Source organism: Haloarcula sp. NS06 (assembly GCF_051122755.1).
Lineage (GTDB): Archaea > Halobacteriota > Halobacteria > Halobacteriales > Haloarculaceae > Haloarcula.
In genome coordinates, this window is sequence record NZ_CP184844.1 from 980106 (window position 1) to 997248 (window position 17143).

General features: G+C 63.4%; 18 protein-coding genes and 1 pseudogene. 9 read left to right on the forward strand and 10 right to left on the reverse strand.

Features of this window, described 5'->3' with window-relative positions; all coding sequences use genetic code 11:
* Positions 1 to 53: 53 nt before the first annotated feature.
* Complete coding sequence (locus tag ACODNH_RS08780; protein ID WP_434531272.1) at positions 54 to 299, forward strand: hypothetical protein; 246 nt, start codon at positions 54 to 56, stop codon at positions 297 to 299.
* Here the strand turns inward: ACODNH_RS08780 and ACODNH_RS08785 are convergent, their stop codons facing one another.
* Together ACODNH_RS08785 and ACODNH_RS08790 are read right to left on the reverse strand one after the other, a co-directional pair.
* On the reverse strand, positions 300 to 974 hold the full coding sequence (locus ACODNH_RS08785) for a class I SAM-dependent methyltransferase (protein ID WP_306709413.1): 675 nt from the start codon (positions 972 to 974) through the stop codon (positions 300 to 302).
* Positions 975 to 1133: 159 nt separating this feature from the next.
* Positions 1134 to 1634 carry an Hsp20/alpha crystallin family protein gene (locus tag ACODNH_RS08790; protein WP_306709415.1) on the reverse strand — a complete coding sequence of 167 codons (501 nt, stop codon included), beginning with the start codon at positions 1632 to 1634 and terminating at the stop codon, positions 1134 to 1136.
* A gap of 458 nt (positions 1635 to 2092) precedes the next feature.
* On the opposite strand from ACODNH_RS08790, the pseudogene ACODNH_RS08795 reads away from it, so the two are divergent.
* A pseudogene (locus ACODNH_RS08795) lies at positions 2093 to 3876 on the forward strand (FAD-linked oxidase C-terminal domain-containing protein); the annotation flags it as partial.
* 60 nt (positions 3877 to 3936) lie between these two features.
* The gene (locus ACODNH_RS08800; RefSeq protein WP_434531437.1) at positions 3937 to 4920 is read left to right on the forward strand and encodes a heterodisulfide reductase-related iron-sulfur binding cluster; all 984 of its coding nucleotides are present in this window, start codon (positions 3937 to 3939) and stop codon (positions 4918 to 4920) included.
* On the opposite strand, the gene ACODNH_RS08805 is transcribed toward ACODNH_RS08800, so the two are convergent.
* Entirely contained in the window at positions 4912 to 5436 is a 525-nt protein-coding gene (locus ACODNH_RS08805; RefSeq protein WP_306709421.1) for a hypothetical protein, read from the reverse strand. The genes ACODNH_RS08800 and ACODNH_RS08805 overlap by 9 nt on opposite strands.
* A 52-nt stretch (positions 5437 to 5488) precedes the next feature.
* On the reverse strand, positions 5489 to 6685 hold the full coding sequence (locus tag ACODNH_RS08810; RefSeq protein WP_306709423.1) for an ATP-binding protein: 1197 nt from the start codon (positions 6683 to 6685) through the stop codon (positions 5489 to 5491).
* Between the two features lie 223 nt (positions 6686 to 6908).
* On the opposite strand from ACODNH_RS08810, the gene ACODNH_RS08815 reads away from it, so the two are divergent.
* Positions 6909 to 7103 carry a cold-shock protein gene (locus ACODNH_RS08815; protein WP_004515390.1) on the forward strand — a complete coding sequence of 65 codons (195 nt, stop codon included), beginning with the start codon at positions 6909 to 6911 and terminating at the stop codon, positions 7101 to 7103.
* A gap of 2 nt (positions 7104 to 7105) precedes the next feature.
* Entirely contained in the window at positions 7106 to 7300 is a 195-nt protein-coding gene (locus ACODNH_RS08820; RefSeq protein WP_306709429.1) for a cold-shock protein, read from the forward strand.
* 166 nt (positions 7301 to 7466) lie between these two features.
* On the opposite strand, the gene ACODNH_RS08825 is transcribed toward ACODNH_RS08820, so the two are convergent.
* The 3 genes from ACODNH_RS08825 to ACODNH_RS08835 form a co-directional block, all read right to left on the reverse strand.
* Complete coding sequence (locus ACODNH_RS08825) at positions 7467 to 8207, reverse strand: DUF429 domain-containing protein (protein WP_306709432.1); 741 nt, start codon at positions 8205 to 8207, stop codon at positions 7467 to 7469.
* Positions 8208 to 8314: 107 nt separating this feature from the next.
* The gene (locus ACODNH_RS08830; RefSeq protein ID WP_306709434.1) at positions 8315 to 8500 is read right to left on the reverse strand and encodes a hypothetical protein; all 186 of its coding nucleotides are present in this window, start codon (positions 8498 to 8500) and stop codon (positions 8315 to 8317) included.
* A 41-nt stretch (positions 8501 to 8541) separates the two neighbouring features.
* Positions 8542 to 8700 (reverse strand): hypothetical protein, encoded by a 159-nt coding sequence (locus ACODNH_RS08835; protein WP_306709436.1) that lies wholly within the window; start codon positions 8698 to 8700, stop codon positions 8542 to 8544.
* Positions 8701 to 8775: 75 nt separating this feature from the next.
* Between ACODNH_RS08835 and ACODNH_RS08840 the strand changes: the two genes are divergently transcribed.
* Both ACODNH_RS08840 and ACODNH_RS08845 read left to right on the forward strand, forming a co-directional pair.
* Positions 8776 to 9498: a sugar phosphate nucleotidyltransferase gene (locus tag ACODNH_RS08840; RefSeq protein ID WP_306709438.1), complete on the forward strand. Its 723-nt coding sequence runs from the start codon at positions 8776 to 8778 to the stop codon at positions 9496 to 9498.
* A gap of 65 nt (positions 9499 to 9563) precedes the next feature.
* The gene (locus ACODNH_RS08845; RefSeq protein ID WP_306709440.1) at positions 9564 to 10160 is read left to right on the forward strand and encodes a DUF4864 domain-containing protein; all 597 of its coding nucleotides are present in this window, start codon (positions 9564 to 9566) and stop codon (positions 10158 to 10160) included.
* Here ACODNH_RS08845 and ACODNH_RS08850 read toward each other — a convergent pair.
* Genes ACODNH_RS08850 through ACODNH_RS08860 form a run of 3 tightly spaced genes read right to left on the reverse strand, consistent with a single transcriptional unit; the run spans position 10157 to position 13488 of the window.
* Entirely contained in the window at positions 10157 to 11236 is a 1080-nt protein-coding gene (locus tag ACODNH_RS08850; protein WP_306709442.1) for a sugar ABC transporter permease, read from the reverse strand. The genes ACODNH_RS08845 and ACODNH_RS08850 overlap by 4 nt on opposite strands.
* Positions 11236 to 12198 carry a carbohydrate ABC transporter permease gene (locus tag ACODNH_RS08855; RefSeq protein WP_306709445.1) on the reverse strand — a complete coding sequence of 321 codons (963 nt, stop codon included), beginning with the start codon at positions 12196 to 12198 and terminating at the stop codon, positions 11236 to 11238. The genes ACODNH_RS08850 and ACODNH_RS08855 overlap by 1 nt, the downstream gene beginning before the upstream one ends.
* Positions 12199 to 12207: 9 nt before the next feature.
* The gene (locus ACODNH_RS08860; RefSeq protein ID WP_306709447.1) at positions 12208 to 13488 is read right to left on the reverse strand and encodes an extracellular solute-binding protein; all 1281 of its coding nucleotides are present in this window, start codon (positions 13486 to 13488) and stop codon (positions 12208 to 12210) included.
* 211 nt (positions 13489 to 13699) lie between these two features.
* Between ACODNH_RS08860 and ACODNH_RS08865 the strand changes: the two genes are divergently transcribed.
* Both ACODNH_RS08865 and ACODNH_RS08870 read left to right on the forward strand, forming a co-directional pair.
* On the forward strand, positions 13700 to 15790 hold the full coding sequence (locus tag ACODNH_RS08865; RefSeq protein ID WP_306709449.1) for an alpha-amylase family glycosyl hydrolase: 2091 nt from the start codon (positions 13700 to 13702) through the stop codon (positions 15788 to 15790).
* 92 nt (positions 15791 to 15882) lie between these two features.
* A complete protein-coding gene (locus ACODNH_RS08870; RefSeq protein WP_306709451.1) occupies positions 15883 to 17049 on the forward strand; it encodes an ABC transporter ATP-binding protein in 1167 nt (388 codons plus the stop codon).
* Positions 17050 to 17143 lie beyond the last annotated feature (94 nt).

Consider the following 17143-nt stretch of genomic DNA (forward strand, 5'->3'; position numbering starts at 1 on the left):
GGAGTGACGTGACCGACGTTTATTACTTGGTCCAGTCTGTGGTGTCAGACGAAATGGCAGTACTATCGACAGAAGACGAGGGGAAGTTCCTCATGGACGCACAGGGAGAACAGATCGGCATTGTGACCGAGGTTGCCTCGAAGGAACAGGTCGCGTACGTCGAACCGGACCCGGACCTCGCCGAGGCCTGGGTGCAGGGGCTCGGGTTCGGTGACGCCGACGAAGACGACATCGAGGTCGCTGCCGACGCCATTGGGACAATAACTGACAGCGAACTGCGTGTGACTGTCGACCTGTAGTCACGCGACAGACTCGGGACGCTCGCCCACTACGAACGTCCACCACTTGATCAGCTGCGTCCGTTCATAGAGACCGAGAAGCCGCGCAGACACATTCGACTCGGAGATGCTCGCGAGCATCAACGGCGACCCGAGCGTCTGTTTTTCTATGATCTCGAACAAGTCGGAGACGAGGTCAGTGACAGCAGTCTCCGATAGGTGGCGATAAATGTCGGTGTCCTGTTCAAGCAGTCCTAGCCGGAACGCGGCACCCTTGGTGAGCTTGCGGTACAGCCCCGGTGTTCCTTCGAGCAGGGCGATACGGCCCTCAGGGCGGAGTACGCGGGCAGCCTCGCGAAGGATTTCAGGGCGGTCCGCGGGCGGAACGTGATGGAGAAACCGGCGGCCGATAACGGCGTCGAAAGAATCATCATCGAACGGCAAGGCGCGGGCGTCGCCGGCCAGCGCCGGCTTGCTGACGGTTTCAGCGTTCGACGGCCAGCCTTCCAGTCCGATATCGGCGCGGGGATGCATATGCTGGCCGAACGCGAGCTCGAGCGTCCGACCGGGCGGGAGCTGTGCGGCTATGAGCTCGTCGTGTCGTTCGTATATTCGGTGCAACAGCGGGTGTTTTCGGATGTTCCGTGGCCGCTCGACGATTGCGCCGTCCTGAACATCCCAAGTCGCTTCGGACATGTTACGGCCTCACAGTTTGCGGTCGACGGTGCCTGCACGAGACTATAGAGGAGATAAGAGATCAGCAGTAGCTGACTAAGATCGGGATAGCAGGTTGCTAAGATCGTCCTTGTTGAGGCGGTCGTTTAGCATCGGCAAGCAACAGTGGAAAAAAGACGTCTATTCGATTTCGATTCGGTTCGAGTCGTTGGCGTCGTCCGCGCGCGGCAGCGTTATTTCGAGAACCCCGTTGTGGTAGGTGGCAGTGATGTCGTCGTCCACCACCGGTTCGGGAACAGCGACTCGTTCGGCGACTCGTCGGCTGTGTCGGCGGGCGCCATCGCTCGTTTCCGCAGCGACCGTGGTCTCGCCCTGGATGCTGAGGACGCCGTCTTCGAAGCGAACGGCAAGGTCGTCGCGCTCGAAGCCCGGGAGGTCAGCCATCACGGCGTACCCGTCGTCGGTCTCGTCGACGTGGAGGTTCGTGTCGATGCCGTGCCGTCGGTGGTCGCCCGAGCGCGTGCTGGCGGTTGATCGGTCGGCGCGGTATCCGGGGCTGACAGGCATTCGGCGTCTCGAATCGTCATCCATCCGCCGGCCTAGACTATCGTCCATCATCTCCCGTTGCGTCTGTGCGAAGAGTCGGAGCATCGTCTCGAAGGGATCGTTGCTGTGTGTCATAATCAACATACATACGACTCTGTTGATATTAGCAGTTGCGTAACACGTGCTATCACAGGGGGGGCGGAAGCGCCGTCCGTAGCCTGCGTTCGACCGGCCCAAGAATGCGTGATGAGATACCGTAGCGGAACTGTTTTGTCAGGCGTACAGCTAGAACAGCCACAGATAACCGCCGAGTACCCGGTCCATCGGTGGCCGGGCGACTGGACACGACACACACCATGGCAACCGATTCCGGCACCCGGATAGACCCTTCGGCTGACGAGGTATCGAACTACGACTACCAGAACGACACTGTTGCCCGGTCTGGCCTCGTCGATGACCTACAGGCGCGCGTCGACGGCGAGGTCCGGTTCGACGAGTACTCGCGACAGTTGTACGCGACCGACGCCAGCCTCTACGAGGTGCTGCCCATCGGCGTCGTCTATCCACGGTCGACCGATGACGTGGCCGCGGTCATGTCCTACTGTGAGCAGCGTGAGATTCCGGTGCTGCCACGGGGCGGGGGACAAGCCTCGCCGGTCAGACCGTCAACGAAGCCGTCGTGCTAGATTTCTCGCGGTACATGAACGACCTCCTCGAGGCCCGGCCCGATGACCGACGAGCGCGGGCCCAGCCGGGCATCAAGCTCGGCGACCTGAACGGAGAACTGGCCGACCACGGGCTGAAGTTTGCACCGGACCCGGCATGGGGCGACAAGAGTGTCCTTGGCGGCGCTATCGGCAACAACTCCACTGGGGCTCACTCCCTGCAGTACGGCAAGACCGACGCCTACATCGAGGAGTGCGAGGTCGTTCTTGCGGACGGCACTGTCACCACGTTCGGCGAAGTCACCCGCGAGGAACTGCGCGACCGGGCGGCCCCCGACGGAGACCTCGAAGCGCAGATTTACGCCGAAATCGAACGGATACTCACCGAAGAAGGCGAGGCAATCGAGAGCCACTATCCGGACCTGAAGCGCAACGTCTCAGGGTACAACCTCGACTGGGTGCTCGAAGACGCACAGGATGGAACCATCAACGTCGCCTCGCTGCTGGCCGGCAGCGAAGGGACCCTCGCCATCGTCACCGAAGCCGAGGTGTCGCTGGAGCCGATTCCAGAAACCAAGTCGATGGGCCTGCTCGCCTACGAGGGGCTCATCGAGGCCATGGAAGACGTTGCGGACATCCTCGAGCACGACCCGGCAGCCGTCGAGGTGCTCGACGACGTGCTCATCGACCTGGCCCGGGACACCGCCGAGTTCGAAGACGTGGTCGGTATGCTGCCTGACGGGACACGGGCGGTCCTCATTGTTGAGTTCTACGCCGCCGACGAGGAGAGCGGGCGACAGAAGGTCGCCGATCTGCTGGCAGACCGAACAAACGGCGTCAACCCTGCCGCCGACCCGACCGCAGACCGGACGGTCGTTAACGCACCGATACGGGCGTTCGACGCTATGGAGGCCCACGACGAGGCGAAGCGGGAGAAGTTCTGGAAGATGCGCAAGTCCGGCCTTCCGATACTGCTCTCGCGGACGACCGACGAGAAACACGGCTCGTTCATCGAGGACACCGCCATCCCGCCGGCAAACCTCCCGGAGTACGTCGCCGACTTCCAAGAGATTCTGGAGGAACACGACACCTTCGCCTCCTTCTACGCCCACGCCGGCCCCGGCGTGCTCCACATCCGCCCGCTCATCAACACGAAGTCGGTCGAAGGCGTCGAAACCATGGAATCCATCGCCGACGCAGTAACCGACCTCGTGGTGAAATACGGCGGAAGCGTCTCGGGCGAGCACGGCGACGGCCGCGCCCGCACGCAGTGGAACGAGAAGCTCTACGGCGCGGACCTCTGGGAGACGTTCCAGGAACTCAAATCGACGTTCGACCCTGACTGGCTGCTCAACCCCGGACAGGTCGTTGGCGTCGACGCGGGCGAGGTCAAGTCCGGCGCGATGCCCGAGCGAGCACGCACAGTCGACATGACCGAGAACCTCCGCTTTGATCCGGAGTACGAGTTCGACACTGGCTTCGACCCCGCGCTGGAGTGGGACAACGACAATGGAATGCAGGGGATGGTCGAACTCTGTCACGGCTGTGGGGGCTGTCGCGGCCCACAGGAGACGACCGGTGGCGTGATGTGTCCGACCTACCGCGCGTCTGAGGAGGAGATGACGACGACCCGAGGGCGGGCGAATATGCTCCGGCAAGCGATGAGCGGCGACCTGCCGGACGACCCTACGGACGAGGAGTTCATGCACGAGGTGCTCGACCTCTGTATCGGCTGCAAGGGGTGTGCGAAGGACTGCCCGAGCGAGGTCGATATGGCGAAGCTCAAAGCGGAGGTGACCCACGCCCACCACCAGGAACACGGCTCCAGCGTCCGGGACAAGCTGTTCACGAACGTCGACGCGCTTGCCGGGCTCGGAAGCGCGTTCGCACCGCTATCGAACCTCGCGACGAAGGTGCCGGGCGCTCGAACCGTGCTGGAGAAGGCAGTCGGTATCGCCCCGGACCGCACGCTGCCGAGCTTCCAGCGGACGACGCTACAGGACTGGTTCGACGAGCGCGGTCCGCAGGTCCCGGCCGACGAGGCCGAGCGACGGGCGCTGCTGTTCCCCGACACGTACACGAACTACAGCCATCCTGAAGTCGGGAAAGCCGCCGTCCGCGTGCTCGAAGCCGCGGGCGTCCATGTCCAGTTGGCCAACCGAACCGACAGCGGGCGGCCGGCCCACTCGAAGGGCTTTCTCGACCAGTCCCGAGCGACTGCGCGGGACAATGTCAACGCGCTCGTCCCCGCAGTCGAGGAAGGCTGGGACGTGGTGCTGGTCGAGCCAAGCGACGCCGTGATGTTCCAGTCGGACTATCTGGACCTGCTGTCAGGCAAGGACGTGGAAACGCTCGCGGCCAACGCCTACGGCGTCTGTGAGTACCTCGACACCTTCCGGCTAGACGAGGCGGCTGACTGGGACGTGCCGCCCGAGACGCTGACCTACCACGGCCACTGCCACCAGAAGGCGACGAAGAAGGACCACCACGCCGTCGGCGTCCTCCGGCGGGCCGGCTACGAGGTGGACCCGCTGGATTCTGGCTGTTGTGGCATGGCCGGGTCCTTCGGCTACGAGACCGAGCACTTCTCGATGAGCAAGGCCATCGGCTCCATCCTGTTTGACCAGATCGGAGCGAGCCGCGGCGACACAGTCGTCGCGCCCGGCGCGTCCTGCCGCACGCAACTGGACGACTGGGACGAAAGCGATGGCGAGCCACCGCATCCGGTGGAGAAGCTCGATGCGGCCCTAGCCTGAGAGTTCGTCGGGCTGGCGGACCGCCTGAACGATGCCGACCGTCTGGCCGACCAGCGCGAGCCCGATGCCGGCGAGCAGCGCGATTTCCGCCGGTGGGAACAGCGCGCCAGCGTACACCGCCGCACCGAGAACGCTCAGCACTGCGCCGGCCGTGTACGCCCGCTGGCCTGTCGGAACGTGCTTCCCAGTGTAGTAGAGGCCGACACCAGGAACAGCCAGCCACCCCAGTATGGTCGTCGTCAGGAACGGAACCCGAAGCGGAGAGTAGAGGAGACCGACGATGCCTCCGAGAGTGAGCAAGAGTCCGACGAGGAGAATGTCGCGCCAGATCCGGAGGACGCCCGTCTCCATCTCGTCCCACGAAAGGACGGCAAAAGCGGCGATGAGAACGGCAGCGACGACGTGGAAGATCAGCACGGTCCGGTCAGTGACCACATCGAGATGAGCCAGCCCCACGAGCAGCCACGCCAGCGGGATGAGTACGGTCGGACCCTGTGCACGCAAGCGAGGGAACATACGCCTCACTGTGCCCCCCACAATCAAGAAACGTCGGTCGTGTCATGCCGTGTCACGCTCGCGGGAGCTCGACGACGAAGTGCGCGCCGTCAAGGTCGGTATTAGTCAATCTAAGGTCGGTGTTCTCACCGGCGTCGGCGAGGTAGATATCACCGCCAAAGCTCGTAACGAGTGTTTCGACGAGATGGAGTCCGCCACCGTGCGTGTCGCCCGCCCGTGGGTCGAAAATCCTGTCGCGCTGGCCCTCGGGAATCCCCGGGCCGTCGTCAACCACGTGAATCTCGACGACAGCATCGGTCTCGCGGATCGCGACAAATACTGACGGGTGATCGTGCCCGTCTCCCGCCGACTGGGCCGTCTCCGCTCGCTGTGCCTCGTCCTGCAGTACTGCCCCGTCCGTCGCGGTCCCCTCGGCTGAGAGTTCGGCCGCTGGCGTCCCGTGCTCGATAGCGTTCTCTATGAGGTTCCGGAGAACCGGGCGAGCGGCCTCGTTGGTGTATACCATCGCGCTGTCCGGGGCTCGGTGCTCGATGGCGATGGAATGTGTCTGCTCGATTCGCCGTATCACCGCCTCGGCGATCCCGACGATGTCGGTCGGTTCGAAGGCCGGGTCGGAACCGAGGGTCTCGGCGACAGCCCCAGCGTTGTCGACCAGACTGTCGAGTTCGGTTACCTGCTCGTGGATCGCGTCCGCCGCCGTTTGAACCGTCTCCGAGTCGGCGTTACGCCGGATGATCGTCGTCCGGCCGTCGATAACGACCAGCCCGTTCGAGATATCGTGTCGAAGCAGGTCGTTGACAAACGACAGCGTGCTCGCGGTTCGAGTCGCACGACTGGCATCCTGACGGGCCCGGACCGCGAGCGTGCCCGCGATGAGTCCCGTGACAGCGCCAGTCTCCATCGCCAACAGAGTGACAAACACCGGTTCGGCGATTGTTCGACCCTCGATCATGCGGATGAAGACGCTCAGACCGATGACAGTCCCGACTGCGAGGCTGCCAACAACGCTCCAGACGAACACAGTCCAGATCTGCTCACCCGGTGTTGACGACGAGACGAGGCGATAGCTGCCATACACCAGCACCAGCGGTAGTAGCCCGTCGAGAGCCAACGCGAGGGCGGGGCCGCCAAGCTGTCCGATGCGCTGTGTCTCAACACCGAGGTGCCAGACGACAGCCGCACCTGTGAACGCGAGGCCGAAGCCAGCAAGCAGCCACGGCGCAAGGTGGGCCCGGGCACCACGGGACATGATTACAACTTGGGCTCGAATGGCTAATTCCATTTGGTTAGTGAGCCGGTAAGACCGAACGCGACACTGTGGCGTCTATAGCCAGCCGGGAGACCCGGCGACGTATGTGCCATGACAGTATTACTCACTGCATAATCGCAAGACTGCGGTCGGATCTCCCTGTTTCCCACCAGAGCATCGTACCGACACTGTTATCCGTGGTGCTGGCATCTCTTTGGTTGCAATGGCGAAAGGAACGGTTGATTTCTTCAACGACACTGGCGGTTACGGTTTCATCGACACTGAGGACGCGGACGAGGACGTCTTCTTCCACATGGAAGATATCGGCGGCCCGGACCTCGAGGAAGGACAGGAGCTCGAATTTGACATCGAGCAGGCGGACAAGGGTCCGCGAGCCAACAACGTCACGAGGCTCTAACAATGGCGGAAGGCACTGTCGACTTCTTCAACGACACTGGTGGCTACGGCTTCATCGAAACCGACGATGCGGACGAAGACGTCTTCTTCCACATGGAAGACGTTGGCGGCCCTGACCTCGAAGAGGGGCAGGACGTCGAGTTCGACATCGAGCAGGCGGACAAGGGTCCGCGTGCGACCAACCTCACGCGACTGTAAGACGGCTTCTGTCTACAGTCTAGCACTATAATCACTTGTCAGCGGTCGCGGTGTACCATAGCGTACACGGCAGTGGCGCTGGCACGTACATAACTCACGGCGAGCAACAGCGCTCGGTGGGACACGTCACTACGTGAGCAGTGGCGACATCGCTCGATAGACAATTCTACGTGAGTAGTGGCGACGCAGCCCGATAGACGATTTCCATCGGCAGCCCCGTCGCATCTCGCGGTGGTTCGGGCGGGAGCGTGTACAGGTCCCCGTCACTCGGGGCAGCCGTGTACGCGAGCACAACGGCGTCCAGTACGTCGTCGACAGCCACCGCCGTCCCACCGGTTGCTTCGGCGGCTTTCTGGACTGTTGGGGCGGCGTCGCGGTCGTGTTGTGCGAGAATCCGCATCCGCTCGGCGTATCCCCCAGCAGTATGTTTTGCGTAGCTAAGCGGCTCGCCGCCGAAAGCGCGGAAACAGACTTCCGGGTGGGATTCTCGGATAGCGGCGGCGGCCTCGGGCAGTTCCTGCAAGAGTTCGTCGACCCGGGCGAGGCTGTCGCTCTGTGCGAACGCCCGTTCAGAGAGGGTGTGGTCAGTCTTGCGCTTGTGGACGCGATTGGCCGTCGAGTAGCGCTGTTTTCGGGTCGCTTCTCGCACCGGCGGTGTGCGGACCGTCGTGCTGCGCTCGCCGAGGACTGACCGGGCGAGTTCGTCACACCGGCGGTCCGGCTCGCCGGATTCGACAAGTCCGATCGGCACGCCGACCAGAATCCGGCGGGCGCGCTCCTCGTAGGCTGCCCAGCACGCACCGATACTGTCGAACACCGACGCGTGGTCGAAGCCGTCGCCAGTGAACGCGACAGCGACCCAGGACTCATCGCTCCGATCGACGCCGACGTACAGCGGTTCCGCCATTACTGATACTCGTTTCGACGGGCGCAAAAGTGTATCCCGAGGTGTTTCTTGACCAACCGGTCCGGTTCCAGGCTATCGGTCGACGCGCTGACTGTCCCGACGACGGGTCACGACCGCCCGAATTTCGTGAGGTCCTTGAGCGGCACGAGCCGGTGTTCCATCGCCGGCTTGGTGTAGCCAGCCGACTCCTCGGAGACGCCGCTGGTGAACACCAGCATCTTCTGCTGGAGGACGTGCGGTACGCCGTCGTTGTCCCGGATGATGTCGACCGAGCGCCACGCTTCGTCTTCCATGTGTCTGAGTCACATGCTGCTGCCACCTGTCTCTTTCCCCGTCAGGCGTCCGGCCCGACGAAGACAGTCCGGAGCCGCGCACCACAGTCCGGACAGCACAGCGTCTGCCAGCGGTTGGTGTCGAGGTCACCGAACGTCTCCCGGCGAATGGCTACCTCGGCGGTGACTGGCCGGCCGCAGATGTCACACTCCTCGACCATGCGTCGAGGTTGGCGGGCCACAGACAAAATCCGCTCGCCCACAGGCATTTAGCCGGCCCGAGCGTGGGGCCGGATATGGACGGCGTCGTACTCGCTGCCGGCGAAGGGACGCGGATGCGGCCACTCACTGCGGACAGACCGAAGGGACTGGTCGAGGTAGCCGGAAAGCCGCTGCTGACACATTGCTTCGATACGCTGCTGTCAGTCGGCGTCGACCGATTGGTGGTCGTCGTCGGCTACCGCGGTGACGACATCGTGTCCCACTACGGCGACCAGTATCGGGACGCGCCAGTGGAGTACGTCCGGCAGGACGAGCAGTTGGGACTGGCGCACGCGCTCGAACAGCCCAGTTCCGCCGTTGACGGGACCTTTGTCATGCTGAACGGCGACAACGTCTGCCGGGCGAACCTTGACGACGTGCTTGACCGACACCGCGAGACCGACGCCAGCGCGACGCTGCTCGTCGAAGACGTGTCGCGGGCCGAGGCCAGAACGACCGGTGTCGTCACGACGGACGGCGAAGGCGAGGTGACGGGCCTCGTCGAGAAGCCGTCGGACCCGCCGTCGACGCTGGTCACGCGAGGCTTCTTTGTCTTCGAACCGGCCATCGGCCACGCCTGCGCGCTGACGCGACCCTCCGAGCGCGGCGAGTACGAACTCCCCGACGCAATCGACCTGCTGTTGAGCGCTGGCCACCGCGTTGAGGCAGTCGAACTGGAGGGATGGTGTCACAACGTCAACGAGCCGGGCGACATCGATACCGTCGAACAGCGACTCGGCGAGAGCGTCGACCGCTGACGAGCGCGCCGACGCGCTGTACGTAGCGGCAGAACACGGAAGCATGTCTACCCCAATACAGGGGTATGACAGCCGCTCGGCCACTCGTGCTCGTTGCACTCGCCGTTCTGGTCTCACTGGCGGGCTGTGGCACGTTTTTCGGAACTGGCGAAACAGGGCCGGAACCGACGATAACGCCTGCCGCCGTGCCGACAGATGAACCACAGGCGGTGGAAGCGACGGACGAGGGGAGCTACTGGGGGAACGTCTCCGTCGACGCCAACCGGTCGGCAGTGACGCAGCCGCGAGTCCTCGAACTACGACCGAACTGCAAGCGGCCACCGGGACTGGTCGTCCATATTCAGGTGCTGGCGCTGCGGAACAACGACCCGGCAACGAACGAGGGCATCAACACCACGTGGCAGTTCGCGTCCCCGTCGAACCGGGACCTGACGGGACCGTACGCGAACTTCGTCCGGACAATCCAGAGCGGGTTCGAACCGCTCCTGAACGCGACGGGCGTGCGGTACGGACCGCTGGACCGCGACGGCGACACCGCGTCACAGCCGGTGACCGTGGCCAACAGAAACGGAACGACGACGAGCTACCGGTGGACGGTCGAAAAGCAGACCGAAACGCCATATGAAGGCTGCTGGATGACGGCTGGCGTCGCGCCGGCCTAACCTTCCATCCCGCTAAAGGAGAGGCCGCCCTCGATGTAGCGCTGGGCGAACAGGTACGCCAGCATGATCGGCGAGGCGAAGGTGAGCGCGAACGCGGAGAAGCGCGCCCACGGGATGGAGTACTCGTCGACCATCGCGTACAGGCCGACCGGCAGCGTGTAGTTCTCCGTCCCCAGCAGCGTCTGGGCGACGACGAACTCCGTCCAGCCGGTGAGGAAGACGAAGATGAACACCGTCGCCAGCCCAGCAGTCGACATCGGAATGATGACCTCGGTGACGACCCGCCACGGCGGCGCGCCGTCGACGACGGCGGCCTCCTCGTAGGAGACCGGAATACCGTCCATGTAGGTCTTCAGCAGCCACGTGTTGAACGGCACGGCGGTCGCCGCGTAGTACACCGCAAGCGCCAGCTTGCTGTCGTTGATTCCGAACTGGACGTACAGCGCATACATCCCGATGAGCAGGGCAACGCCGAGGCCGCCCCCGACCTGTGTCATCAGTACGTAGAGGAACAGGACCTTTCGGCGGAAGAGGAACTCCCGGCGCGAGAGGGCATACGCCGCCGGAATGATGAGCGACATCGCGATCAGGACTGTTGGAATCGCCACCATGAGGCTGTTCCAGAGGAAGCGCTTGAACTCCGACGGGCGGTTGACGCCGTAGTCGGAGGCATCCAGAATTTCGATCCCCGGCGTCTGGAACACGAAGGCGAGGTCTGTGAACGGGATGGCCGCGGTAATCGAGTACGACGGCACGATGAGATCACCGATCACCCAGATGAACGGTTTGACCGTCGGATCAGCGGGCAGCAGTGAGAAGCTCTCTGAGGTGTACAGCGAGCTTCCGGAGCCGGAAAGGGCCGCCATCAGAATCCAGTAGATCGGGAAGAGCAGTGCCAGCACGACCAGTGTCGCGCCAATCGTCGAGAGGATGACCTTCAGAACCTCCGACGCGGGTAGCTCGCCCCGACGGACCGCCTGCATGGTGTAGGACCACTTTCGAACTGTTCGGGCGGGCATCGTGGCGAACGTCTTGATGTCGTCGCCGAGCTTTCTGGCGATTGCACCAAGCAACATCAGTCGTTCACCCCGTCGGCGAGCTTTCCTTTCTTGACATTGAGCCACATGAACGCGCCGATGAACACGAGCGCGATGATACTGATAGCCGCACCGCGGCCGTACTGCTGGAACGACAGTGCCTCACGATAGCCGTAGACGACGATGAGTTCGTTCGCCCGCGCCGGGCCGCCCTGATTGAACACGAACGGAATGAGGAACTGCTGGAACGACGCCGCAGAGGTCAGAATCGATGCGAACAGCACGGGACGTTTGATCGACGGCAGCGTGATGTGCGCAAAGCGTGCCAGAAACCCCGCGCCGTCGACGACGGCCGCCTCGTGGAGTTCCTGGGGTACGTCCTGTAGCGCGCTGACGGTGATGATGACCATGAACGGGTACGCCAGCCACGCCTCCGTGACGTTGTACGCGATGAAGGCAGTCCAGCGGCCCGAGAGCCACGCGACCGAACTCGCCCCGAATGCGGTCAGCAGCTGGTTCATCAGCCCGAATTCGGCGGAGCTGAAGATGCCGCGCCACACGGTGATGGTGAAAATCGGCGGCAGCCCCATCGGGAAGATGATGAGCGAGCGCAGGACGCGCTTACCGCGGACGAGGTCGCTGGTCACGACGAGCGCGATAGCCAGGCTCGCCCCGATTTTGAGCGTGACGCTCGTGGCGACAAACAGCCAAGTGACGCCAAAGGAGTTCCAGAACTGGCCGTCGGTCAGCACATCAGCGTAGTTCTCTAATCCGACAAACAGTGCGTCACCGAACGTGAGCACGGCGACGACGCCCTCGCCGGCGAACAGATTCGCCGGCTGGGCGTTTGTAAAGGAGATTCCTAGCAGGTAGAGGACCGGGAACAGCATGAACGCCGAGAAGACAAACAGCCCCGGGAGCACTAGCAGTAACGACGCGTCGTCCCGCGTCAGAAACGGGACCGACTCAATGCGGTCCGCCGCTCGTGAAACGGTACTCATGGGCGTTTCTTACTCCCAGTTGCTGCGGATTTCCTCGGCGGCGGTCGTCAGTGCGTCTTCGGCGCTTGAATCGCCGTTGAACACTTCGATGAGGGCGTTCTCAAGCGGCGACCACACCTTGTTCATGCGCGGGTCAGTCGGCATCGGGACCCCCTGGCTGACGGTCTGGGAGTACGTCTGGACGTGGTCGGGGAGTTCGTCGCTGCCGACGAGGCTGTCGAGCACCGGAATCGCACCCTGCTCCTCGGCGAGTCGCGTGGCGTGGTCCTCGTTGGTAGCGAACCACTCGACGAAGTTCCGGGCGGCCGTGGCGTCGGCTCCACCCTCGTTCATCGCGTCCGCGAAGTACCACATCGAAATGCCGGTGTACGGCGTCACCTCGCCGCCGTCGATGGCAGGGAACGTCGCCACTTCGTAGTTCACGTCGCTCTGGTTCAGCGTCGCCAGGTACCACGGCCCGTTAACTGCGAAGGCGGCGTTCCCCTCGGAGAACGTCGCAGCCTGCGGTTCGTAGTTCGGGTCGTCGGGCATATACGGACGGAGGGTATCGAGAGCGAACTGGAGTCCCTCGATGGCCTCGTCGGCATCCAAGCCGAGCGCCGGGTCCTGCTCCGGGTCAAAGTAGTAGCCGCCAAAGGCCTGTATCCACCCGCTCGTGAAGTACGGGTCAAACGGCATGGCGAGGCCGTACTGGCTGCTGCTCGGATCGTGGTACTCCTCCATTGTCGCCACCATGTCGTCGGCAGTCTCGGGCGCTTCGTCGACGATGTCCGTGTTGTAGATGAGCGTCACTGTCTCCGCCGAGTGAGGGAGGCCAACAACGGCATCGTCGAACTGGACGGCGGAGGCGGCAGCGTCCGTGAACTGGTCTAAGCTCACGGAGAGTTCGTCGGACTGGTCGACGACGAACTCCCGCTGGTAGTAGTCGCCCACCCAGTCGTGTGCCCACTCAAAGACCTCCGGCCCCTGCCCGGCCGGAATCGCGCTCGTGGTCTTCTTTTCCATGTTGGAGATGTCCGACCCCTCGACACCGAACTCCGTCTTGCTCGCGAACGTCTCCATCGCGTCCTCGCGTGCAGGGATCTCCGAATCCTGCAACTGATACCACGCCGTCGCAGTCCCGCCTGCCTGCTGACTTCCGCCGCTTGCCCCATCGCCCGAGCCGTCACCGGAAGCCGTTTCCCCCTCCGAGCCGCCACTGCCCTGCTCTTGCACACTACAGCCAGCAAGGGCTGTAGCCGCCCCGACACCGCCGATCCGTTTGAGCACCGTCCGTCGTTCCATTGTCATGGATAGATATGGGATGAAATAGTCCTTCATAACTTAAATCATTCGGAAATAGAAGAAGACAATGATGATAGATTCCGGAGATCGACGTGACATCGCCTCGCAATGTATCGGTTTCAGCAAATCGGAGATAGTAGAATAGGCGAAGTAATATTTTTTCTAAAATCTAACCAGAAGCGTAACACTCACACTACCGACCCCGCACCGTAGGCGTATGCACTATCCAGGACCGCCGCGGTTCGCCACCGTCGGCGAATCGGTGGAACTGGCCCCGCGCCAGCCCGATCCCGACATGGTTGCCGAGTGGCGGGTAGTCGAGCGGCCAGCGGCGAGTACAGCAACGCTTGGCGACGTCCCAGTCTGTCACTTCGAACCAGACGCCCCGGGTGTCTATCGAGCCGAGCTAACCGTCGCAGACGGTACACACGAGCAGGTCATCCGAGCGTTCCCGGACGTCACCGAGACGGCTCGGTTCAGCGTCACGGCGGACGACTTCGACGACGGCAGCGATCTCCCCGTTGCCGACCGCGCCATCGTCATCGGAAAGTTCAACGACTTCACGATGGGAACCCACTGGGCCGAACGCGACGGCGACGAGTGGGTCATCGAGACCGAACTCCCGCCGGGGACCCACCACGCGATTTTCAGTTTCGACGGCTCCTTCAAGTCGACCGCGACCGACGAGGTCACTATCGAAGGTCCCGGTCGTCCCCGGGTCGAACTCACCAGTGAAACGGTGGATGCGGACCTCGTCGTCTCGGCGGACGCCCGCGCGGCCCCGTCGGGGAGCGAACCGGAAGTCGAATTCTATCTTGACGGCCGAGATGCACTGGCGGAGTCGGCCGTGACCGTCGACGGCGACAAACTTCGGGTCCCACGCGAAACACTGCCTGAAACGGCCCGGATTCACGCGGTCGCCGTCGCAGAGCGCCACAGTGTCGCGGACACGCTAGTCGTGGAATGTGGCAAGAAAAGCGAGGACACAGGCGCGGGCGAGACGATATCTGTCTCGCGGCCGGCCGACCCGCCGGCCTGGGCCGGCGACGCCACCATCTACGAGATATTCGTCCGGTCGTTCGCCGGCGAGACCGTCGACACGACCTTCGAGGCCATCGAGCGGCGGGTCCCCTACATCGAGTCGCTGGGCGTCGACGTGGTGTGGCTCACCCCCGTCCAGGCGAGTCCGACCCGGCACGGCTACCATATCACCGATTTCTTCGACACCGCCACGGACCTAGGGACGCGCGCGGCGTTCGAGTCGCTGGTCGACCAGCTCCACGACGCCGGAATTCGGGTTGTCTTCGACCTGGTCCTCAACCACAGCTCGCGGGACCACCCGGCGTTCCAGCTCCACCGAGCCGGCGTCCCCGAGTACGCCGACTACTACGAGCGAATCCCGGCATCGCAGGATGTCTCCGACGTCGACTGGGCGGGCGAAGACGCGCCGGGGCACTACTTCAACTGGACGCGGATTCCGAACCTCAACTACGACTCGCTCGACGTCCGGCGCTGGATGCTCGACGTGGTCGACGAGTGGCGCGACGTGGTCGATGGGTTCCGCTGTGACGTGGCCTGGGGCGTGCCACACGGCTTCTGGAAGGAGGTCCGCGAGCGGGTGAAAGCCGACGACCCGGAGTTCCTGCTGCTCGACGAGACGGTCCCGCGTGACGCTGCCTTCGCCGAGAACGAGTTCGACCTCCACTACGACACGGACCTGTTCGACACGCTCCGAGATATCGGGACCGGCGAGGAACCGGCGTCGGCGCTGTTCGAAGCGCTCGACGCGACGGCCGGGCACGGCTATCCCGACCGCGCCGGCCACATGCGATACGTCGATAACCACGACGAGGACCGCTACATCGACGAATGCGGGGCCGCGTCACTGCGGGCGGCTGTGGGGGCCACGTTCACGCTCCCCGGGACGCCGATGATATACGCCGGGCAGGAGCGCGGCGTCGAACAGCAACGCGGGACGATGCGCTGGCACGACGGCGACAACGCCTTGACCGACTTCCACCGGCGACTGGTGGCGTTACGAGCGGACCACGCGGCACTGAGCGCGCCCGGGGTGCGCCCGGTTGCCCATACCGTCGAAACGGGCGATTCGGACAGCGTTATCGCGTACGAGCGCACCGACGGCGATGAGACGCTGGTGGTCGTTCTGCACTTCGGTGAGGGAACAGCGACAGTCTCGCTCGACACCCCAGCCGGGGACACCGACCTTCTCAGCGGTGACTCTGTCAATAGCGACGGGACAGTCGAGGTCAGCGATATTGTCGTGGTACCGGTGGCGAGAGAGCGCTGACAGCACTCGGTTCCACAACCGTACTGACTCTGCTAGAACTTCTATGAAAAATCCCATCAAACTTATTAGCGATGGGTGTGAGACTCTGTGTAATGGCGAGTCTCGAACTAGACGGTCTCCGCAAGGAGTTCGACGGTGGCTCCATCGTGGCGGTCGACGACATCGACCTGTCCATCGACGATGGGGAGTTCGTAACGGTCGTCGGCCCGTCGGGGTGTGGGAAATCGACGACACTGCGGATGATTGCCGGGCTTGAGCGACCGACAAGCGGCCGGATCCGCATTGGTGACGAGGACGTGACGGACGTTCATGCCCGCAAGCGCGACGTGGCGATGGTGTTCCAGAACTACGCGCTGTACCCGCACAAGTCCATCCGGCAGAACATGGCGTTCGGTCTCCGGATGAGCACGGACCTCTCGAAGGAGGAACGGCAAGAGCGAGTCACCGAGACGGCAGAAATGATGGGTATCGGGGACCTGCTCGATGACACGCCGGACCAGCTTTCCGGCGGGCAGAAACAGCGAGTCGCCCTCGGGCGTGCCATCGTCCGGGAGCCGGATGTGTTCCTCTTCGACGAGCCACTCAGCAACCTCGATGCGAAGCTTCGGACGACGATGCGGACGGAAATCCAGCGCCTGCAAGAGGAACTCGGAATTACGGCTGTCTACGTCACGCACGATCAGGAGGAAGCAATGACGATGGGCGACCGCATCGTCATCCTCAACGACGGGGAACTCCAGCAGGCCGGCCAGCCAAAGACGGTGTACGAGAACCCAACCAACCAGTTCGTCGGCGGCTTCGTCGGCTCGCCCTCGATGAATTTCCTCGACGTGACCACGGAGCCGCTCAGCAGCGGCGTGCGGCTCACCGGCGCTAACGACGACTTCTCCTATGACCTCACGGGCGGCCGTGCCAATGCATTCGGCGACAGCCAGCGTGGGTCGTACGTGCTGGGGATCCGACCGGAACACGTTTCGGTCAGCGACGGGGGCGACCAGAACGCCGTCCCGGCAACGGTCGACGTGCTCGAACCCATCGGCAGCGACAACTACCTCTATCTCGACTTGGGTGAATCGAAGACCGGGTTCGAGGGCGACGGCGCGCCGGATTTCATCGCCAGGGTGAGCACCGACGTGGAGCCGGCCATCGGCGATCAAGTACAGGTGTCGTTCGACGAATCCGCTGTCCATCTGTTCGATTCGGAGACTGGCGAGGCAGTCACAGCCGGCGAGGACGCGCCTGTCGCAGCACCGCAGTAGGGCATCGGTACCTGTTTTCGGTCGTCGCCGCTGTTCTCGACCGTAGTTGCTGTTTTCGGCCATCGACTCCCACCTTCGGGATTTTCCGAAGTGA